The following is an 18,046-nucleotide window of genomic DNA, read 5'->3' on the forward strand; positions in this document are numbered from 1 at the left end:
CCGGTGATTCGATAGCCTCGCGTCTGCCCGGCCCCGCTCGGCCGGCCGACCGATCACGCGCGTCCAGGGGGACCTTGGTGAGTGACGCCCATGCCCCGCTGACCGGCGTACTGGAACGGCTCGGGGAGCTGACCGGACGTCCGGGACGGCTCTCCGAGGCGCTGGACGTGGCCGACCTGTCGTACCGCACCGGGATCCCGGTCGGGGTGGTCGCCGAACTTCTCGCAGGCGGGGCCGCGCCCGAGGCGGGGCTCGCCGAACGGGTGCGGCAGCGGCTGGACTTCATCCGCGAGAACCGGCGCCGCCCGGACGGCAAGCGGTACTCGCTGGGCGAGCTCGCGGCGATCGCCGGCACCAGCCGGCAGTGGCTGAGCGAGTGGCGCAAGAGCGGGCTGCCGAGCCTCGAACACACCGACCGGCTGCGGCGGTTCTTCGGACTCCCGCCCGGCTTCTTCACCGCCGACGAGCCCGAGGCACTGTACGAGGCGCTCCAGCCGGTGCTCCAGAGCCTGGAGGCCCGGGCCGACCCGCTCTCCCGCCTCCGCGAAAGCGGCCTGGTCCGCCTCGCGGCCCGCGCACCCCAGATGAACCCCCGCCAACTGGCCACCCTCGCCGACCTGGCGGAAATGCTGATCACCGCCGAGGGTGCGGTCAACTGAGCCGCATCGCCTGTACCGCCACGTAGGTCACCGGCTCGCTCCCCGCCACCGCCTCCGCCCGGCCCAGCTTCACCAGGCGCCGCAGATGGGCCTCGGCCTCCGAGACGGCGATGTTGCGGGAGCCGTAGGGGATCTGGTCCCACGGGCGGTTCCACTCCATCCGCACCGCCAACTGCCAGGGTGTGAGCGGCTGCTGGAGGAGGGAGAGCAGGCCGGCGAGGCGTTCCTCGTGATGGGCCAGCAGTGCGCGTACCCGGGCCGGTGCGTCGGTGAAGGTGTACTGGTGGGCCGGGAGGATCTCGGCGGGGGCGAGGCGGCCGACGCGTTCCAGGGAGTCGAGGTAGTCGCCGAGGGGGTCGGTGACGTCCCCCACGCTCGGCTGCGCTCGCGCGGGGGGACCCCCACCGTCGTCGGGGTCCTCGTAGAGGCCGATGTGCGGGGTGATCTCGGGGAGCAGGTGATCGCCGGAGAACAGGCGTCCGTGGCCCGGCAGCTGGGCGGGGTGCTCCTCCTCCAGGTGCAGGCAGACGTGGCCGGGGGTGTGCCCCGGCGTCCAGACGGCGCGCAGCCGGCGGCCCGGGAGGTCGAGGAGTTCGCCGGGGAGGATCTCCCGGTCGGGTAGGGCGGGGGCCAGGCCGGGCGGGGTGCTGCGGCGGGGTCCGCCGCGCAGCGGCGCGACGTGCTCCTCCGGCGCCCCGGCGGCCGTCAGCTTCGCCGCCATGTACGTGAACCACCGCTCCGGCCGGGTCTCCCGGGCCCGCCGCACGATCGCCGCGTCGGCCGCGTGCATCGCGATCCAGGCCCCGGACGCCTCGCGCACCCTCCCCGACAGGCCGTGGTGGTCGGGATGGTGGTGCGTGATGACGACCCCGTGCACCTCGCCGACGCCCGTACCGCACGCCTCCAGCCCCGCCACCAGCACGTCCCACGATTCGGGGTCGTCCCAGCCGGTGTCGACCAGCACCGGCCCCCGGTCGGTGTCCATCACGTACACCAGCGTGTGGCCGAGCGGATTGTCCGGGATGGGCACTGCGACCGACCGCACACCCCCGCCGAGATCCCGCACCGCGACCTCCGGCCGCACCTCCGCCGACTCGCCCAGACCGTCCGTCATCAGCCTTCCTCCGCCCCCGCCCGGTCCCGCCGGCCCCACGGCCACTGCCCACTATAACGAGACCTGATGACACGTCAGACAGGCGGTGGGCGAAGTTCACTTGACGACGCTCCGGCCTGCGGCGGCCGCAAAACGGTTTGCCGCCGGCCGGTCCGGCCGGATAGGAAGCACGCATGCTCAGAGGCAGCACGGTCGGGCTCCGGGCCCGGCACGAAGAGGACATCCCGGTCCTGCGGGCCGAGCTCTACGACGACGTGGTCTACTCCTCGCTGGTCGACAGCGATCCGTGGCGGCCGGTACCGGCCGGGTCGAAGGACCCGCGGCTCACGGTGGACCACAAGGACGACGGGAGCGTCAGGTTCTCCGTGGTGGAGCTGGCGGGCGGCACGCTGGTCGGCACCGCCACGCTGTGGGGCATCGACACCCACAACCGCCTCGCGCACCTCGGACTGGGCCTGCTGCCTGCCGCCCGCGGCCAGGGCTACGGCACCGACGTGGTCGCGGTCCTGTGCCACTACGGCTTCGTCGTGCGCGGCCTGTGCCGCCTGCAGATCGAGACCCTGGCAGGCAACGCCGCGATGCTGCGCGCCGCCGAGCGCAACGGCTTCGTCCGCGAGGGCGTGCTGCGCTCCTCGGCCTGGGTGATGGGCGAGTTCGTGGACGAGGTGCTGCTCGGACTCCTCGCCGAGGAGTGGCAGCAGGCCTCGAAGTCCTAGGTCTGGGTCCAGGCCCGGACCTCAGGTCCAGGTCCGTGTCTGGGCCTGGGGCCCGTACGAGGGCCCGTACAGGGCCCGTACTCGGGGTGATCAACGGGCGGTCGCGATATTCCGTGCCGTCGTCCCGGACGAATGACACAGTGCCGGGCATGGTGACTTCCCCGCTGCTGCGACAGATCGCCCGCACCCGCCGCTTCACCCTCGGCGCGCCCGCCCGTCTCACCGTGGCGCCGGACGGTGCCTGTGTCCTGTTCCTGCGGAGCCGGGCCGGGGACGACCCGGTCGGCTGCCTGTGGAGGCTCGATGCGGCGACCGGCGCGGAACGGCTGCTGGCCGACCCCGCCGGACTGCTCGGCGACGCGACCGACGAGGTGCCGGAGGAGGAGCGCGTCCGGCGCGAGCGCGCCAGGCAGCAGGGCGCCGGGATCACCGACTACGCCACCGACGCGGCCGTCCGGACGGCCGCGTTCGCGCTCTCCGGACACCTGTGGGTGGTGGACACGGTCTCCGGCGCCGTACGGCAACTGCCCGCCCGGCAGCCGGTGGTGGACCCGCGCCCGTCCCCGGACGGCCGGTACGTCGCCTACGTCTGCGGCGGTGCGCTCCGGGTGATCGGCGCCGACGGCGGCGGCGACCGGGCGGTGGCCGCGCCCGAGCCGGCGGAAGGCCCGGACGTCTTCTTCGGCCTGCCGGAACATGTGGCGAGCGAGTCGATGAACCGCCACCGCGCGTACTGGTGGGCACCGGACGGGGAGCGGCTGCTGACGACCCGGGTGGACAACCGCGAGGTCGGGCTGTGGTACCTCGCCGATCCGGCCGACCCCGCCAAGCCGCCGCGCACGATGCGGTACCCGCGCGTCGGTACCGCCAACGCCGACGTCACGCTGTGGATCGCCGACCTGGCGGGCAACCGCACCGAGGTCCGCTGGGACCGGGCCGCCTTCGAGTACCTGCCCGCGGCCGGCTGGGACGGGCACGGCCCGTTCGCCGCCGTCCTCAGCCGCGACCAGCGCACGCTCCGGGTGCTGGCCGTCGACCCGGGGGACGGTGCGACCGGCCTCCTGGCCGAGCGGCGCGACGAGCGATGGGTGGAGCTGCTGGTGCCCGGAGTGCCCGCGCGGACGGCCGGCGGCGCCGTCGTCGACTACCTCGACCGGGGCGAGACGCGGCACCTGGGCATCGACGGCGCACCGGTCACGCCGGACGGCCTGCAGTTGCACGAGGTGCTCGCGGTGGACGGGGAGACGGTGTTCTTCACGGCGGCCGCTGAGCCCACCGAGCGCCATGTGTGGAGGTACCGTCCGGGCCAGGGCGTACAGCGGTTGACCGAGCAGCCTGGCGTGCACTCCGGCGCGTTCGGCGGCGGCACGTTCGTCCGCGTCACGCGCACACCGGATCTGCCGGGCTCGCGCACCACCGTGCACCGGCTGACCCGGGACGGCCTGCCGGAGCCGGACGGCCCCGCGCCCGTCAAGATCGGCTCGCACGCCCAGCGACCACTGCTGAGGCTGCGTGCCGAGTCCGCCGTCGTCGGGCCGCGGGAACTGCGCACCCGCCTCTTCCTGCCGTCCTGGCACCAGGCCGGTGACGCCCCGCTGCCGGTGCTGGTCGACCCCTACGGCGGCCCCGCCATGCAGAAGGTGCTGGCCGAACAGGCCTCGCACGCCTTCGTCTCGCAGTGGTTCGCCGAACAGGGCTTCGCGGTGCTGGTGACGGACGGCGCCGGTACGCCCGGCCGCGGGCCGCGCTGGGAGAAGGAGATCTTCGGCGACCTGATCGGCCCGACCCTGGACGACCAGGTAGCCGCGCTGCACGCGACGGCGGAACGCCACCCGGAGCTGGACCTCGGCCGGGTCGGTATCCGCGGCTGGTCATTCGGCGGGATCCTGGCCGCCGCCGCGGTGCTGCGCAGGCCCGACGTCTTCCACGCCGCGGTGTCCGGCGCCCCGCTCACCGACCAGCGGCTCTACGACGCCTGCTGGAAGGAGCGTTTCCTCGGCCTGCCCGACCGGTACCCGGAGCACTACGAGCGGTCCTCGCTGCTCGCCGACGCTCCGAACCTCAGCCGTCCGCTGCTGCTGGTGCACGGGCTGGCGGACGACAACGTCTTCGTGGCCGGCACGCTGCGGTTCTCCAGCGCCCTGCTGGCCGCCGGGAAACCGCACGAGGTGCTGCCCCTGAGCGGCATGACCCACGCCGCACCGACCGACGACACGTTCGCCCGGTTGCTGGGGCACCAACTGGAGTTCCTCCGCCGTCACTTGACCGACTGACCGGGCAGGGCGCCCGGTCGGCGCGCATGGCGGCCCTTTCGAAGGCGTCAAAAGTGCTGGTGGGAGCCTATTCGGCCCTGCCCCTGGCTTAGTTCAACTAGAACTGGTATCAGTTCTGAGACATCGTCAGGAAGGGTGGCGGGGCGCCATGACCGAGTTCCTGGAACACGGACAGCTGTTCATCGGCGGGGAGTTGACCGACCCCCTGGGCAAGGACGTCATCGAGGTGGTCTCTCCGCATACCGAGGAGGTCTTCGGGCGGGTGCCGCACGCCTCGCGGGAGGACGTGGACCGGGCGGTGGCGGTGGCGCGGCGGGCCTTCGACGAGGGGCCCTGGCCGCGGATGACGCTCGACGAGCGGATCGAGGTCGTCACCCGCATCAAGGACGCGATCGCCGTACGGCACGAGGAGATCGCCCGGGTGATCTCCTCCGAGAACGGTTCGCCGTACTCCTGGAGCATCCTCGCGCAGGCGCTCGGCGCGATGATGGTGTGGGACGCGGCGATCAGGGTGGCGCGTGACTTCACGTACGAGGAGACCCGCGACGGGGTGCTCGGGAGGATCCTGGTGCGGCGGGAGCCGGTCGGGGTGGTGGCGGCCGTGGTGCCGTGGAACGTGCCCCAGTTCGTGGCCGCCGCCAAGCTCGCCCCGGCGCTGCTCACCGGCTGCACGGTGGTGCTGAAGCCGTCCCCGGAGTCGCCGCTGGACGCGTACATCCTCGGCGAGATCACGAAGGAGGCCGGGCTGCCGGAGGGCGTGCTCTCCATCCTTCCGGCGGACCGCGAGGTGAGCGAGTACCTGGTCTCCCACCCGGGCGTCGACAAGGTCTCCTTCACCGGCTCGGTCGCGGCCGGCAAGCGCGTGATGGAGGTCGCGTCGAAGAACCTCACCCGGGTGACCCTGGAACTCGGCGGCAAGTCGGCGGCCGTCGTGCTGCCGGACGCGGACGTGGCCGCCGCCGTCGCCGGCATCGTGCCCGCGGCCTGGATGAACAACGGCCAGGCGTGCGTCGCCCAGACCCGCATCCTCGTCCCGCGCTCGCGCTACGACGAGTTCGCCGACGCCTTCGCGGCCGCGGCGAGCGCCCTGAAGGTCGGCGACCCGCTGGACCCGGCCACCCAGGTGGGCCCGCTGGTCGCGCGCCGCCAGCAGCAGCGGAACCTGGACTACATCCGCATCGGCCAGGAGGAGGGCGCCAAGATCCTCACCGGCGGCGGACGGCCGCCGGGCCTGGAGAAGGGCTGGTACGTCGAACCCACCCTCTTCGGCGACGTCGACAACTCCATGCGGATCGCCCGCGAGGAGATCTTCGGTCCGGTGATCTGCCTGCTCCCGTACGGCGACGAGTCCGAGGCTCTGAAGATCGCGAACGACTCGGACTACGGCCTGAGCGGCAGCGTCTGGACGGCGGACGTGGCGCACGGCATCGAGGTCGCGCGGCAGGTCCGTACCGGGACCTACTCCGTGAACACCTTCAGCCTCGACATGCTGGGCCCCTTCGGCGGCTACAAGAACTCCGGTCTGGGGCGGGAGTTCGGGCCGGAGGGCTACGGCGAGTTCCTCGAACACAAGATGATCCACCTCCCGGCCGGCTGGGAGGGGTGAGCACGCATGGGGGACCGCTGGCACGTCGAGGTCGACCGTTCGATCTGCATCGGCTCGGCCCAGTGCGTCCACCGCGCCACCGGGGCCTTCCGCCTCGACTCCGCCATGCAGTCCCACCCCGTGGACCCGGAGACGGACGCCAGCGGAAGGGTCCTCGACGCGGCGGAGAACTGCCCGGTGGAGGCGATCACCATCACCCTGCTGGACAGCGGGGAGCCGGTGTTCCCGCCGGAGGACTGAGCGGGCCGGAAGGGGCTAGCCGGCCTGCAGGGCCGCGAACAGGCCACGGGAGCGGGTGCCGTCCGGCTGTTCCCAGGCACCGGTGACGTGCCCGACCGCACCGTCGGGCGCCGTCGAACCGGCGGTCAGCACCCGCCGCAGCCGCAGCCGCAGCACCAGCCCGCCGTCCGGTACGGCGAACTCGGTGCTCTCGTCGGTGTCGACGGGGGCACCGAGGCCGGGCACGGGGCCCGCACCGGCGTAGGACCGCGCGACCTCGCGGTCGGGGGTGTCGGTGACGCTCTGTGCCTGTGCCTCGGCGCGGCCCTCGATCAGGGCGAGCAGCCCGGCGGTCAGGACCGGGTCGTGGCACCCGTCGTAGGCCCAGCGGGTGCCGAGGACCCCGTGCTCCATGGTGCCGACGAGCGCGTGCTCGGCGCCGGGCAGCGGGGCGCCGCGGTAGGTGAGCGGTACGAGATAGGCCGCTGAGCCCTCCGTGACGACCATGAACTCGATCCCGACCTCGCCCGCCGGGTCGTCCAGCCGGAAGCCGCCGGCCTTCGCCAACTCCGGCGCGGCGGAGCCGTGGTACCAGGGGCGGGTGGGGAGCCAGCCGGCGAGGAGCTCGACCTTGGTGGGCTTGAGGGTGGTGTGGTGGATGAGTGCCATGGGGGGATTCTGCGTTCGGGCGGCGGTGTCTCGCCAGGCGGTTTCCGCCCCGGCGGCCGCCCTCAAACAGAAAAGTCCAAAAAATCCCTCTTTAGGGGTTTTCTTCTGCTCCAGGCGTTCTATCCTGGAATCAGCCTACGAGGCGAGTGAGGGAGTCCGAGCGGAGTAGCCGACTCAGGCGTGACGCAGATGCAGAAGCATCCGCCGGTGCCGACGTCGACGGTCGGGCTGAGAGGCCGGAAGGCAGCAGTAAGGCCGGACGGCGACCCCCAGTACCTGATCCGGACCATGCCGGCGAAGGGAACCCGTCTCGTAGGTCTTCGCATGCCCTGCGGCGGCTGCGGCTTCTCCTACGGCTGCTGCTTCTCCGGCTCCGTCAGGTCGATCAGGCGGCACACCGTCTCGATGTCGATCTTCACCTGGGCGATGGAGGCGCGCCCCGAGAGCCAGGTGATCAGCGCCGAGTGCCAGGTGTGCTCGATCACCCGGACGGCGGACAGCTGGGCCGGGGTGGGGTCGGTCAGGCCCATCGCGTCCAGGATGATCGCCGTCGTCTGCCGGGAGACCTGGTCCACCTCGGGGGAGACGCTGCGGTCGGCGAAGGTGAGGGCGCGGACCATCGCGTCGGCCAGGTGCGGCTCGCGCTGGAGGGCGCGGAAGGCCCGCATCAGGGTCTCGGCGACCCGCTCGGACGCCGTCTCGCCCGCCGGCGGCTTCTTGCGCAGCGTGCCGTGCATGTGTTCCAGCTGGTCCTGCATGGTCGCGACCAGCAGGTGCACCTTGGACGGAAAGTAGCGGTAGAGCGTCCCGAGGGCCACCTGGGAGGACTCGGCCACCTCCCGCATCTGCACCGCGTCGAAACCGCCCCGGCTGGCCAGCTGGGCGCTCGCGTGCAGGATCCGGCGGCGCCTGGCCTCCTGCCGCTCGGTGAGCGGCGGGGTGGCCGATCTGGCGCCGATGTCCACCTTGGCTTCCGCAGGCATGGGTCCCGTCCGTGACAGTCGGTGAGGGCAGTGCTCAGGGCGAGTGATCAGACAGCATGGCAGGGGTTCCCGCCGTGGCGCGAATCACCCGATCCACTGCTCACTCCGCCCCTACCTGCCGGTAGATTCAGAGCCTCTTGAACGATCAAGTCTGAAACTTGTTCTAGATTAGCGTCCCGGCGTAATCTCACGGGAAAGTGCAGGGAGAAGGGGGCCCGGAGTGACCGCTGAGGCCAGTCGGGCGGGTGCCGACGAGGAACCCGCCGCCGACGGCGAGCGACCGCTCGGCATCGCGCTCCTCACCTATAAAGGGAACCCGTTCTGCGGCGGCCAGGGTGTCTACGTACGGCACCTGTCGCGCGAGCTGGCCCGGCTCGGGCACCGGGTCGAGGTGATCGGGTCGCAGCCGTACCCCGTCCTGGACGAGGGCTACCCGGGCCTCACCCTCACCGAGCTGCCCAGCCTCGACCTGTACCGCTCCCCGGACCCCTTCCGGACGCCGAAGCGGGACGAGTACCGGGACTGGGTCGACGCCCTCGAAGTCGCCACCATGTGGACCGGCGGCTTCCCCGAACCGCTGACCTTCTCGCTGCGCGCTCGCCGCCAACTGCGCGCCCGCGCCGGGGAGTTCGACGTCGTCCACGACAACCAGACGCTGGGCTACGGCCTGCTGGGGGACATCGGCGCCCCCCTGGTCACCACCATCCACCACCCCATCACCGTCGACCGGCAGTTGGAGCTGGACGCCGCCGAGGGCTGGAAACGGCGGTACTCCGTACGGCGCTGGTACGCCTTCACCCGGATGCAGAAGCGGGTCGCCCGCCGGCTGCCCTCCGTGCTCACCGTGTCCGGCACCTCCCGCCAGGAGATCGTCGACCATCTCGGCGTACGCGAGGACCGCATCCACGTCGTCCACATCGGCGCCGACACCGACCTCTTCGCGCCGAATCCCGCCGTCCCCCAGGTGCCCGGCCGGATCGTCACCACCTCCAGCGCGGACGTGCCCCTCAAGGGCCTGGTGTACCTCGTGGAGGCGCTCGCCAAGGTACGGACCGAGCACCCCGCCGCCCACCTCGTCGTGGTCGGCAAGCGGCCCACCGAGGGCCCGGTCGCCACGGCGATCGAGCGCTACGGCCTCGAAGGCGCCGTCGAGTTCGTCAAGGGCATCTCCGACGCCGAGCTGGTCGACCTGATCCGCTCGGCCGAGGTCGCCTGCGTGCCCTCCCTGTACGAGGGCTTCTCGCTGCCCGCCGCCGAGGCCATGGCCACCGGCACCCCGCTGGTCGCCACGACCGGCGGCGCGATCCCCGAGGTCGCCGGCCGTGACGGGGAGACCTGTCTGGCCGTACCGCCCGGCGACGCGGGCGCGCTGGCCGCCGGGCTCGGCCGGCTGCTCGGCGACCGTGAGCTGCGGGTGCGGCTCGGCCACGCGGGCCGTGAGCGGGTGCTGAAGCACTTCACGTGGGCCCGAGCCGCCGAGGGGACCGTCGCCCGGTACCGCGAGGCCATCGCCCGCTCCGCGGGCCCCCGCCGCGCCGCGGCGACCGCCGCCCGCTCCGCGGCCCAGACTCCCGGCCGCTCCGCGGCCCCGGCAAGTGTTGCAGGCGTCTCCTCCGAAAGCAGGGCCACGTGCTGACCGTCGACTTCTCCCGGTTCCCGCTCGCGCCGGGCGACCGCGTCCTGGACCTCGGCTGCGGGGCCGGCCGGCACGCCTTCGAGTGCTACCGGCGCGGCGCCCAGGTCGTGGCCCTCGACCAGAACGGCGAGGAGATCCGCGAGGTCGCCAAGTGGTTCGCGGCGATGAAGGAGGCCGGCGAGGCCCCGGAGGGCGCGACCGCCACCGCCATGGAGGGCGACGCCCTGGCCCTCCCGTTCCCCGACGAGTCCTTCGACGTCGTCATCATCTCCGAGGTGATGGAGCACATCCCCGACGACAAGGGCGTGCTCGCCGAGATGGTGCGGGTGCTCAAGCCCGGCGGCCGGATCGCCGTCACCGTGCCCCGCTACGGCCCCGAGAAGGTCTGCTGGGCGCTCTCCGACGCCTACCACGAGGTCGAGGGCGGCCACATCCGCATCTACAAGGCCGACGAGCTGGTCGGGAAGATCAGGGAAGCCGGTCTGCGGCCCTACGGCAGCCACCACGCGCACGCGCTGCACGCGCCGTACTGGTGGCTGAAGTGCGCGTTCGGCGTCGACAACGACAAGGCGCTGCCGGTGCGGGCGTACCACAAGCTCCTGGTCTGGGACATCATGAAGAAGCCGCTGGCCACGCGCGTCGCCGAGCAGGCGCTGAACCCGGTCATGGGCAAGAGCTTCGTCGTCTACGCCACCAAGCCGCACCTGCCCCGGCTCCCCGAGCAGACCGGGAAGACCGGGAGGGCCGGGAAGGCCGCGAGGACCGGGGTGGCCGCCAAGTGACCACCCCCCGGACAGAACACCTCGTCCTGCCCGGGGTCCTCACCGCCGAGCAGGCCGCCGCGACCGTCCGCGGCATCCTCGCCGTGCAGCGGGAGGACGGCGCGATCCCGTGGTTCCGGGGGCACCACCTCGACCCCTGGGACCACACCGAGGCCGCGATGGCGCTGGACGCGGCCGGTGAGCACGCGGCCGCCGAGCGGGCGTACACCTGGCTGGCCCGGCACCAGAACGAGGACGGCTCCTGGTACGCGGCCTACGCCGACGGCGCGCACGACGACGTCACCGACCGCGCCCGCGAGTCCAACTTCGTCGCGTACATCGCCGTCGGCGTCTGGCACCACTACCTGTCCACCGGCGACGACACGTTCCTCGACCGGATGTGGCCCGCCGTCTACGCGGCCGTCGAGTGGGTGCTGCGGCTGCAGCAGCCGGGCGGTGAGATCGGGTGGCGCCGTGAGGACGACGGCACACCCACCGACGACGCGCTGCTGACCGGGAGTTCGTCCATCCACCACGCGCTGCGCTGCGCGCTCGCCATCGCCGAGCAGCGGGAGGAGCCGCAGCCGGACTGGGAGTTGGCGGTGGGCGCGCTGCGGCACGCGATACGGCTCCACCCGGAGCGGTTCCTGGACAAGGACCGGTACTCGATGGACTGGTACTACCCGGTCCTCGGCGGAGCGCTGACGGGTGCGGAGGCGGGTGCGCGGATCGAGAAGGACTGGGACCGGTTCGTCGTGCCCGGGTTCGGGGTGCGGTGCGTCGTCCCCAATCCGTGGGTGACGGGCGGCGAGTCGGCCGAGCTGGCGCTGGCGCTGTGGGCGGTGGGGGAGTCCGACCGGGCACTGGAGATCCTCCAGTCCATCCAGCATCTGCGGGACGCCGAGTCGGGGCTGTACTGGACCGGGTACGTCTTCGAGGACGACGCGGTGTGGCCGCGGGAGCTGACGACGTGGACGGCGGGGTCGTTGCTGCTGGCCGTTGCCGCGCTCGGGGGGCATGACGCCACCTGCGCCGTTTTCGGGGGCGGGGAGCTTCCTTCTGGGCTCGAGGTGGATTGTTGCGCCTAGTGGGGCGGGGGGAGCTGCGCTACGGCGGGTGCGGCGCCGTAGGGGCTGGTCGCGCAGTTCCTCCCCCAGCCTTCGGCCGCGGGTACCCCCAGCGCCCCCTTCGGGGCGCTCCGCCGACCGGCGTTCGTCAGTGCCGGTGCATGCGGTTCGCGATCGCGTGGCCGATGAACAGGTAGACGACCGCTGCGAGGCCGTACCCGGCCACCACCCTCGCCCATGCCTTGTCGAACGTGAACAGGTCGTGTGACCAGCCGGCGAGCCAGCTGGCCGCGTCGTGGACGAACTGGACCAGGCTGTTCGCCCGGTTCGCGTCCAGCAGATACATCAGGATCCAGAGGCCCAGGATGAGGGCCATGACGTCGGCGACGATCGCGACGACCCTACCGGCCTGATTGGCACCGCGTTCAGAGGACATACCCTGCGGCTTGCCGCTGAACGGTCCTTGAAACCTGAAGCGCGTGCTCCCCGAGTGGCGAGGTGCCGCCATCTGGGTGAGGCTGCCGGAGGAAGCAACCCGCTCGGGGACGACACCGAGACACACGGGAGGATCCCGTGCCCGTACCGATACGGCGCCTCGTCGTCACGCTCACCCTCTGCTGCGCCCTGGTCGCCGGTGTCACCGCCTGCGCCGGCAGTACCCGGAGCAAGTCCGTCGACACCGGCCTGGCAGCGGCCCCGGTGGCCGGCACGCCCAGTCCGAGCACGTCCGCGGAGAAGCAGAAGTTCGCCAAGACCCGGTTCGTCGCCAACGCGGGTCTCGCCGCGGGCGCGACGTACCAGTGGATCGTGAAACCGTGGAAGGCCGGCAAGTTCAAGAAGGGCGCCCACGGCCGCACCTTCGCCCTGATCAAGGCGGCCGCCGCGGGCGGGTTCGCCTACAACCGGCTCAAGGCCGCCAAGCGGAACGCCCAGGGCGACCCGTTGCTCTCCAAGGCCCTCGCACCGCTCTCCGCCGGTATCGACGGGCTGAAGGACCTGCCGGCCAAGCTCCGCAAGGGCGACGGGAACGCGGCCGGTGCCTTCGACGACGTCATCAACAAGGTCAAGTCGGCGGGACAGAGCGCCGGCGCCCCGGTGCACAACCAGGTGCCCTCGGCCGGTCAGCTGACCGGCGGCTAGGAGTTCAGCTCGGCGAGCACCCGCAGGGTGTGAGGGTCCGGGGCGAGGGCCAGCAGGTCGGTCACCGGGCCCTTGCGCCACAACTCCAGCCGCTCGGCGATGCGGTCGCGGGGGCCGACCAGTGAGATCTCGTCGGCGAACGCGTCCGGTACCGCCAGCACGGCCTCCTCGCGCCGCCCGGACAGGAACAGCTCCTGGATCCGCCGCGCCTCCTCCTCGTAGCCCATGCGGGCCATGAGGTCGGCGTGGAAGTTGCGGGCGGCGTGACCCATGCCGCCGATGTAGAAGCCGAGCATGGCCTTCACGGGGAGGAGCCCGGCCGCCACGTCGTCGCAGACCCTGACCTGGGCCATGGGGGCGACCAGGAAGCCCTCCGGGAGATCGGCGACCGCGGGGCCGTACACCTCGGGCCGGCTCGGCGCCCAGTACAGCGGCAGCCAGCCGTCGGCGATCCGGGCCGTCTGGGCCACGTTCTTCGGCCCCTCGGCACCGAGCAGGACCGGCAGGCCGGCCCGGAGGGGGTGGGTGATCGGCTTCAGCGGCTTGCCGAGACCGGTGGCGTCCGGCCCCCGGTAGGGGAGGGGGTGGAAGCGCCCGTCCACCGTCACCGGTCCCTCCCGGCGCAGCACCTGCCGTACGACGTCCACGTACTCCCGCGTCGCGGTCAGCGGCGACTTCGGGAACGGGCGGCCGTACCAGCCCTCGACGACCTGCGGCCCGGACAGCCCGAGCCCGAGCAGCATCCGGCCCCCGGACAGGTGGTCCAGGGTCAGCGCGTGCATCGCGGTGGTGGTCGGTGACCGGGCCGCCATCTGGGCAACTGCCGTACCCAGCTTGATCGTCGAGGTCTGCGCGGCGATCCAGGTGAGCGGGGTGAAGGCGTCCGAGCCCCAGGACTCCGCCGTCCACACCGAGTCGTACCCGAGCCGCTCCGCCTCCCGTGCCAGCGGCACATGGTCGGGGGAGGGCCCGCGCCCCCAGTAGCCGAGCGCCAACCCGAGCCGCATGGCCGCCTCCTGACGTCACGTCAGACGATGTGCCGGGTGACTGTACGACAGCGGCCCCTCACCCGGAAGGGCAAGGGGCCGCACGTGCGGGGCTGTTCAGCCGCGCTGGATCCCGGAGGTGTCCTGGAGCACGCCGCGGCGGCCGTCCTGGGTCTGCGCCACCAGGGCGGCACCGCGCTGCTCGACCGCCAAGTACCAGGTGCCGGGCGCCAGTTCGGCGATCGGCGCGGTCGAGCCGTCCTCCGCGAACAGCGGCCGCGACACCGGTACGGCGAACCAGAACGGCGAGAAGTCGGGGGCCGGCGGCTGCTGCGCGGCGGCCGGGGGCTGCTGCTGGCCGAAGGGCTGACCGGGCTGCGGCTGCGCGCCGTAGGGCTGGCCGGGCTGCGGGGCGCCGGCACCGGGGTAGCCGTAGCCGCCGGGGGGCTGGGCGCCGTAGGGCTGCGGGGCCTGCGGCTTGGGGGCCGGGACCAGGGCCGCCTGGAGCGCCGGGACCAGCGGGGTGGCGATGGCGGCCGCCGCCAGGACCAGCGTCGCGATCAGGCCGAGGATCAGACCGGAGCCCGCGCCGACGTCGGCGCCGCCCAACTGGTCGGAGAACGCGCCCAGCGGGTCGATGGTCGACCAGAACGCGGTCCACAGCGAGAACACCGTGAGGCCGACGCCGATCTGGCCCAGGTCGAGCCCGGCGAACTTGAACGGCTGCGGCAGTGCGCGGGCGAGGACGATCAGGACCGCGCCGACGATGCCGCCGACGTACATGCTCATCACGAGGCCGAGGTTGTCCCAGGCATTCGGGCCGGACTTGTCGAACGTGTCGAGGAACGACGCGATGAACAGCAATACCGCTGCTCCGATCACCGCGCCGTCGCCTCTAGTGAGGGAGCGGATATTCACTTCAGGTCCTTCGTGGGTCGTCTCGGCGGAGGAGGCGTCGCGCGTGGCCTCTCATCGTAGGAAGGACACTATCGTCAGGTCGATCAGGGTGTCCGCCCGGTCCTGCCCGCCCATGGCCACCTCGCGCAGGAAACTCACGATTCCGTCACCCGGGACTCAGTGATTCCTCAGCATCCCGGCGGTTCCCGGTACTGACGGACCGATCGGCAGCCGGCGGCTATTTCCCGAGGAAGTGGGCGATGCCGTCCGAGATGCCCTGTGCCGCCTTCTGCCGCCACGCTCCACTGGTCAGCAGTGCCGCGTCCTTGCTGTCGCGCATGTTGCCGCACTCGATGAACACCTTGGGAACCGTCGACAGATTGAGACCGCCGAGGTCCTTGCGCACGTCGAGCCCTGTGCCGTTGCCGACGTAGTTGGACGGCGCGCTGCCCGTGACCTTCGCGAAGTCGCTCTCGACGTGCTCGCCGAGGGTGCGGGAGGAGTCGACGATCGGGCGGGTGTCGGCGGCGCCCGCGTGCACGGAGGCCGGGAGGATGACGTGGAAGCCGCGGTCGCCCTCGGGAGCACCGTCGGCGTGGATGGAGATGGCCGCGTCGGCGTGCGCGGCGTTGCCGATCTCCGCGCGCTTCGTCACGCACGGCCCCCAGGCCGGCTGGTCCCCGTCGTGCGTCAGCTTCACGGTGGCGCCCTGCTTCTCCAGCAGGGTGCGCAGCCGGTGCGCGACGTCGAGGGCGAAGCGGGCCTCGCTGTACCCGGCGTTGGTGGAGGTGCCCGTCGTGTCGCACTCCTTCCAGTTCGTCCCGATGTCCACCTTCTGGTTGATCTCGGACGTGTGCTGGAAGTTCCCCGGGTTGTGCCCCGGGTCGATGACGACGACCTTGCCCTGCAGCGGGCGGGCCGCACTCGGGCTCGCGGTCGGCACCTTGGCGTCGTCGCCCGGCACCGCGGCCGCCGACTTGGGCGTCGCCGCGTCCGTCTGCCCGGCATTGCTCGCGCCGGAGTTCCCGCCGGGCCTGCCCACCCCCTCGTACACCACCCATCCGAGCAGTGCACCGGGCACCAGCGCGGCAAGACCGACGGCGAGCGGCGCCCGCCGGAACCGGCGCTGCTGCGGGGAATGGAATTCCGGGCCTGTGTACGACACGTCTGCGACTCTAACCGCGACCTCAGATCCCCGCCCCCGTTCGCCGCAGGACACGCAGCGAGTCGTGGGCCGAGACCTCCGTGAAGGCGCCCGACTCCAGGGCGCGGAGGTAGACGCGGTAAGGGGCCTGGCCGGTGAACTCGTCCTTGGGGTCCGGGAAGACGTCGTGGATCAGGAGGAGCCCGCCTTGGGCCACATGGGGGGCCCAGCCCTCGTAGTCGGCGGTGGCGTGCTCGTCGGTGTGGCCGCCGTCGACGAAGACGAGGCCGAGCGGGGAGTTCCAGAACGCGGCGATCTGCGGGGACCGGCCGACGACGGCGACGACGTGGTCCTCCAGGCCCGCCCGGTGCAGGGTGCGCCGGAAGGTGGGCAGCGTGTCCATCAGCCCGATCTCCGGGTCGACCGTCTCCGGGTCGTGGTAGTCCCAGCCCGGCTGCTGCTCCTCGCTGCCCCGGTGGTGGTCGACGGTGAGCGCGGTGACCCCGGCCGCACGGGCCGCGTCGGCGAGCAGGACGGTCGAACGCCCGCAGTACGTCCCGACCTCCAGCAAGGGCAGGCCGAGCCGCCCCGCCTCGACGGCGGCCGCGTACAGCGCGAGTCCCTCGCCGACGGGCATGAACCCCTTCGCCGCCTCGAAGGCGGCCAGGATCTCGGGCTTGGGGGGTGCCGCGGTCATGGGCGTCCTCTCACTCGTTCACTCGTACGACTCTCCGGGCGTCCATGCTGCCGCACGCGCTTCGCCGACCGGTCGACCGGGGGTGCGCGGCGGCACCGCCGGCCCGCCCCGGGCGCCGGCGCCCGGGGCCGTCATGGCGGGCCACGGCCTCCAAGTCTGTTGGGGGTCAGCGAAGTTGGCCGCGGGAGCTGGCTTTCAAGTGCACTCCAGCACCTACACTGACGCCGCCAACCCACCCCACCTGTGACGGAGCACCGACATGCGTTATCGCGTCCTCGGCAAGACCGGAATCGAGGTCAGCACCCACTGTCTCGGCACGATGATGTTCGGGGGCATCGGCAACCCCGACCACGAGGACGGCGCCCGCATCATCAACGCGGCGCTCGACGCCGGCATCAACTTCGTGGACACCGCCGACATGTACTCGGCCGGTGAGTGCGAGGAGATCGTCGGCAAGGCGCTCAAGAGCAGGCGCGACGACGTGGTGCTCGCCACGAAGGTGCACTTTCCGCTGGGGGAGGGCCGCAACCGCAGCGGCAACTCGCGGCGCTGGATCCTCAAGGCCGTCGAGGACAGTCTGCGGCGGCTGGACACCGACTGGATCGACCTCTACCAGGTGCACCGCCCCGACCACACCACCGACATCGAGGAGACCCTGTCCGTCCTCGGCGACCTGGTGACGGCGGGGAAGATCCGTGCGTTCGGCTGCTCCACGTTCCCCGCCGAGGACCTCGTCGAGGCGCACCACGTGGCGGAGCGGCGCGGGCTGATGCGGATGCGCACGGAGCAGCCGCCGTACTCGGTTCTCGCCCGCGGCATCGAACGGGCCGTGCTGCCCACCGCGCAGCGCCTGGGCATGGGCGTGCTGACCTGGTCGCCGCTCGCCTCGGGATTCCTCTCCGGTTCCCACCGCGAGGGCCGGCCCGTCGACCTCACCACCGGCCGGGCCAGGCTCTCCCCGCAGCGCTTCGACCCCGCCGCCCCCGGCAACGCCGCGAAGTACGCGGCCGTCGAGCGGCTTGTCGCGCTGACCGAGGAGGTCGGCTGCACCCTGCCGGAGCTGGCTGTCGCCTTTCCGCTGGTGCACCCGGCCGTGACGTCGGTGATCATCGGCCCGCGCACGATGGACCAGCTCACCGCGTCGCTCAAGGGGGCCGAGCTGGTCCTCGACGACGAGGTGCTCGACCGCATCGACGAGATCGTGGCCCCCGGCACCGACCTCTACCGCGCCGACGGCGTCTGGCAGCCCCCGTCCCTCACCGACCAGTCCGCCCGCAGGCGCCCGACCGGGGAACGCGCGGCGGCGGGCTGACACCGGTTCGTTCGGCAGCGCCCTTGAAGGGGCGCGGGGACTGCGCGACCTGCCATGACGGTGCCGCGGTCGGCAGTCGGCGCAGTGTGGCACTTCGCGGCGGAGCACGCGGGTCCGGCGGCGCCCTTGAAGGGGCGCGGGGAACTGCGCGACCTGCCATGACGGCG

General features: G+C 72.3%; 18 protein-coding genes. 10 read left to right on the forward strand and 8 right to left on the reverse strand.

Annotation, left to right across the window (positions count from 1 at the left end; genetic code table 11):
- Nucleotides 1–77 precede the first annotated feature (77 nt).
- Entirely contained in the window at nucleotides 78–659 is a 582-nt protein-coding gene (locus ACFY6U_RS36915) for an XRE family transcriptional regulator (RefSeq protein WP_390045373.1), read from the forward strand.
- Here ACFY6U_RS36915 and ACFY6U_RS36920 read toward each other — a convergent pair.
- The gene (locus tag ACFY6U_RS36920) at nucleotides 652–1,773 is read right to left on the reverse strand and encodes an MBL fold metallo-hydrolase (RefSeq protein WP_390045374.1); all 1,122 of its coding nucleotides are present in this window, start codon (nucleotides 1,771–1,773) and stop codon (nucleotides 652–654) included. The genes ACFY6U_RS36915 and ACFY6U_RS36920 overlap by 8 nt on opposite strands.
- 173 nt (nucleotides 1,774–1,946) lie before the next feature.
- Between ACFY6U_RS36920 and ACFY6U_RS36925 the strand changes: the two genes are divergently transcribed.
- From ACFY6U_RS36925 to ACFY6U_RS36940, 4 genes are all read left to right on the forward strand, one after another.
- Nucleotides 1,947–2,489 (forward strand): GNAT family N-acetyltransferase, encoded by a 543-nt coding sequence (locus tag ACFY6U_RS36925; protein ID WP_390045376.1) that lies wholly within the window; start codon nucleotides 1,947–1,949, stop codon nucleotides 2,487–2,489.
- 149 nt (nucleotides 2,490–2,638) lie between these two features.
- The gene (locus ACFY6U_RS36930; RefSeq protein ID WP_390045378.1) at nucleotides 2,639–4,762 is read left to right on the forward strand and encodes a prolyl oligopeptidase family serine peptidase; all 2,124 of its coding nucleotides are present in this window, start codon (nucleotides 2,639–2,641) and stop codon (nucleotides 4,760–4,762) included.
- Between the two features lie 148 nt (nucleotides 4,763–4,910).
- Nucleotides 4,911–6,368: an aldehyde dehydrogenase gene (locus ACFY6U_RS36935; RefSeq protein ID WP_390045380.1), complete on the forward strand. Its 1,458-nt coding sequence runs from the start codon at nucleotides 4,911–4,913 to the stop codon at nucleotides 6,366–6,368.
- Between the two features lie 6 nt (nucleotides 6,369–6,374).
- A complete protein-coding gene (locus ACFY6U_RS36940) occupies nucleotides 6,375–6,608 on the forward strand; it encodes a ferredoxin (RefSeq protein ID WP_293997878.1) in 234 nt (77 codons plus the stop codon).
- 15 nt (nucleotides 6,609–6,623) lie between these two features.
- On the opposite strand, the gene ACFY6U_RS36945 is transcribed toward ACFY6U_RS36940, so the two are convergent.
- Together ACFY6U_RS36945 and ACFY6U_RS36950 are read right to left on the reverse strand one after the other, a co-directional pair.
- Nucleotides 6,624–7,256: a 1,4-alpha-glucan branching protein gene (locus tag ACFY6U_RS36945; RefSeq protein WP_390045382.1), complete on the reverse strand. Its 633-nt coding sequence runs from the start codon at nucleotides 7,254–7,256 to the stop codon at nucleotides 6,624–6,626.
- Nucleotides 7,257–7,606: 350 nt separating this feature from the next.
- Nucleotides 7,607–8,239 (reverse strand): TetR family transcriptional regulator, encoded by a 633-nt coding sequence (locus ACFY6U_RS36950; RefSeq protein WP_390045384.1) that lies wholly within the window; start codon nucleotides 8,237–8,239, stop codon nucleotides 7,607–7,609.
- Between the two features lie 220 nt (nucleotides 8,240–8,459).
- Here ACFY6U_RS36950 and ACFY6U_RS36955 point away from each other — a divergent pair, with 220 nt between their 5' ends.
- From ACFY6U_RS36955 to ACFY6U_RS36965, 3 genes are read left to right on the forward strand one after another with little or no spacing between them, the layout of a single operon-like run.
- A complete protein-coding gene (locus ACFY6U_RS36955; protein ID WP_390045386.1) occupies nucleotides 8,460–9,875 on the forward strand; it encodes a glycosyltransferase family 4 protein in 1,416 nt (471 codons plus the stop codon).
- A complete protein-coding gene (locus tag ACFY6U_RS36960; RefSeq protein WP_390045388.1) occupies nucleotides 9,869–10,657 on the forward strand; it encodes a class I SAM-dependent methyltransferase in 789 nt (262 codons plus the stop codon). Before ACFY6U_RS36955 ends, ACFY6U_RS36960 begins: the two co-directional genes overlap by 7 nt.
- Nucleotides 10,654–11,724 (forward strand): prenyltransferase/squalene oxidase repeat-containing protein, encoded by a 1,071-nt coding sequence (locus ACFY6U_RS36965; protein ID WP_351502665.1) that lies wholly within the window; start codon nucleotides 10,654–10,656, stop codon nucleotides 11,722–11,724. Before ACFY6U_RS36960 ends, ACFY6U_RS36965 begins: the two co-directional genes overlap by 4 nt.
- A gap of 127 nt (nucleotides 11,725–11,851) precedes the next feature.
- On the opposite strand, the gene ACFY6U_RS36970 is transcribed toward ACFY6U_RS36965, so the two are convergent.
- Nucleotides 11,852–12,139: a hypothetical protein gene (locus tag ACFY6U_RS36970; protein WP_390045389.1), complete on the reverse strand. Its 288-nt coding sequence runs from the start codon at nucleotides 12,137–12,139 to the stop codon at nucleotides 11,852–11,854.
- Nucleotides 12,140–12,276: 137 nt separating this feature from the next.
- Here ACFY6U_RS36970 and ACFY6U_RS36975 point away from each other — a divergent pair, with 137 nt between their 5' ends.
- A complete protein-coding gene (locus ACFY6U_RS36975) occupies nucleotides 12,277–12,843 on the forward strand; it encodes a hypothetical protein (protein ID WP_390045391.1) in 567 nt (188 codons plus the stop codon).
- Here the strand turns inward: ACFY6U_RS36975 and ACFY6U_RS36980 are convergent.
- The 4 genes from ACFY6U_RS36980 to ACFY6U_RS36995 all read right to left on the reverse strand — a co-directional run bounded on the left by ACFY6U_RS36980 (nucleotide 12,840) and on the right by ACFY6U_RS36995 (nucleotide 16,567).
- Nucleotides 12,840–13,850 (reverse strand): LLM class F420-dependent oxidoreductase, encoded by a 1,011-nt coding sequence (locus tag ACFY6U_RS36980; protein WP_390045392.1) that lies wholly within the window; start codon nucleotides 13,848–13,850, stop codon nucleotides 12,840–12,842. The two genes, ACFY6U_RS36975 and ACFY6U_RS36980, sit on opposite strands and share 4 nt — an antisense overlap.
- Nucleotides 13,851–13,946: 96 nt before the next feature.
- Nucleotides 13,947–14,747: a hypothetical protein gene (locus ACFY6U_RS36985; protein ID WP_390045394.1), complete on the reverse strand. Its 801-nt coding sequence runs from the start codon at nucleotides 14,745–14,747 to the stop codon at nucleotides 13,947–13,949.
- 217 nt (nucleotides 14,748–14,964) lie between these two features.
- Nucleotides 14,965–15,891: an N-acetylmuramoyl-L-alanine amidase gene (locus ACFY6U_RS36990; RefSeq protein WP_390045396.1), complete on the reverse strand. Its 927-nt coding sequence runs from the start codon at nucleotides 15,889–15,891 to the stop codon at nucleotides 14,965–14,967.
- A 22-nt stretch (nucleotides 15,892–15,913) separates the two neighbouring features.
- The gene (locus ACFY6U_RS36995) at nucleotides 15,914–16,567 is read right to left on the reverse strand and encodes a class I SAM-dependent methyltransferase (protein ID WP_390045398.1); all 654 of its coding nucleotides are present in this window, start codon (nucleotides 16,565–16,567) and stop codon (nucleotides 15,914–15,916) included.
- A gap of 259 nt (nucleotides 16,568–16,826) precedes the next feature.
- Here ACFY6U_RS36995 and ACFY6U_RS37000 point away from each other — a divergent pair, with 259 nt between their 5' ends.
- Nucleotides 16,827–17,879, forward strand: coding sequence for an aldo/keto reductase (locus tag ACFY6U_RS37000; protein WP_390045400.1), 1,053 nt, complete (start codon nucleotides 16,827–16,829; stop codon nucleotides 17,877–17,879).
- Nucleotides 17,880–18,046 lie beyond the last annotated feature (167 nt).

It is taken from the genome of Streptomyces sp. NPDC013157, from assembly GCF_042899865.1.
Taxonomy (GTDB): Bacteria; Actinomycetota; Actinomycetes; order Streptomycetales; family Streptomycetaceae; genus Streptomyces.

Excerpts from the sequence above, each read along its gene's own strand:
- ACFY6U_RS36920 (WP_390045374.1), bottom strand. The coding sequence starts at position 1,773 with ATGACGGACGGTCTGGGCGAGTCGGCGGAGGTGCGGCCGGAGGTCGCG.
- ACFY6U_RS36925 (WP_390045376.1), top strand. The coding sequence starts at position 1,947 with ATGCTCAGAGGCAGCACGGTCGGGCTCCGGGCCCGGCACGAAGAGGAC.
- ACFY6U_RS36930 (WP_390045378.1), top strand. The coding sequence starts at position 2,639 with ATGGTGACTTCCCCGCTGCTGCGACAGATCGCCCGCACCCGCCGCTTC.
- ACFY6U_RS36935 (WP_390045380.1), top strand. The coding sequence starts at position 4,911 with ATGACCGAGTTCCTGGAACACGGACAGCTGTTCATCGGCGGGGAGTTG.
- ACFY6U_RS36940 (WP_293997878.1), top strand. The coding sequence starts at position 6,375 with ATGGGGGACCGCTGGCACGTCGAGGTCGACCGTTCGATCTGCATCGGC.
- ACFY6U_RS36945 (WP_390045382.1), bottom strand. The coding sequence starts at position 7,256 with ATGGCACTCATCCACCACACCACCCTCAAGCCCACCAAGGTCGAGCTC.
- ACFY6U_RS36950 (WP_390045384.1), bottom strand. The coding sequence starts at position 8,239 with ATGCCTGCGGAAGCCAAGGTGGACATCGGCGCCAGATCGGCCACCCCG.
- ACFY6U_RS36970 (WP_390045389.1), bottom strand. The coding sequence starts at position 12,139 with ATGTCCTCTGAACGCGGTGCCAATCAGGCCGGTAGGGTCGTCGCGATC.
- ACFY6U_RS36980 (WP_390045392.1), bottom strand. The coding sequence starts at position 13,850 with ATGCGGCTCGGGTTGGCGCTCGGCTACTGGGGGCGCGGGCCCTCCCCC.
- ACFY6U_RS36995 (WP_390045398.1), bottom strand. The coding sequence starts at position 16,567 with ATGACCGCGGCACCCCCCAAGCCCGAGATCCTGGCCGCCTTCGAGGCG.
- ACFY6U_RS37000 (WP_390045400.1), top strand. The coding sequence starts at position 16,827 with ATGCGTTATCGCGTCCTCGGCAAGACCGGAATCGAGGTCAGCACCCAC.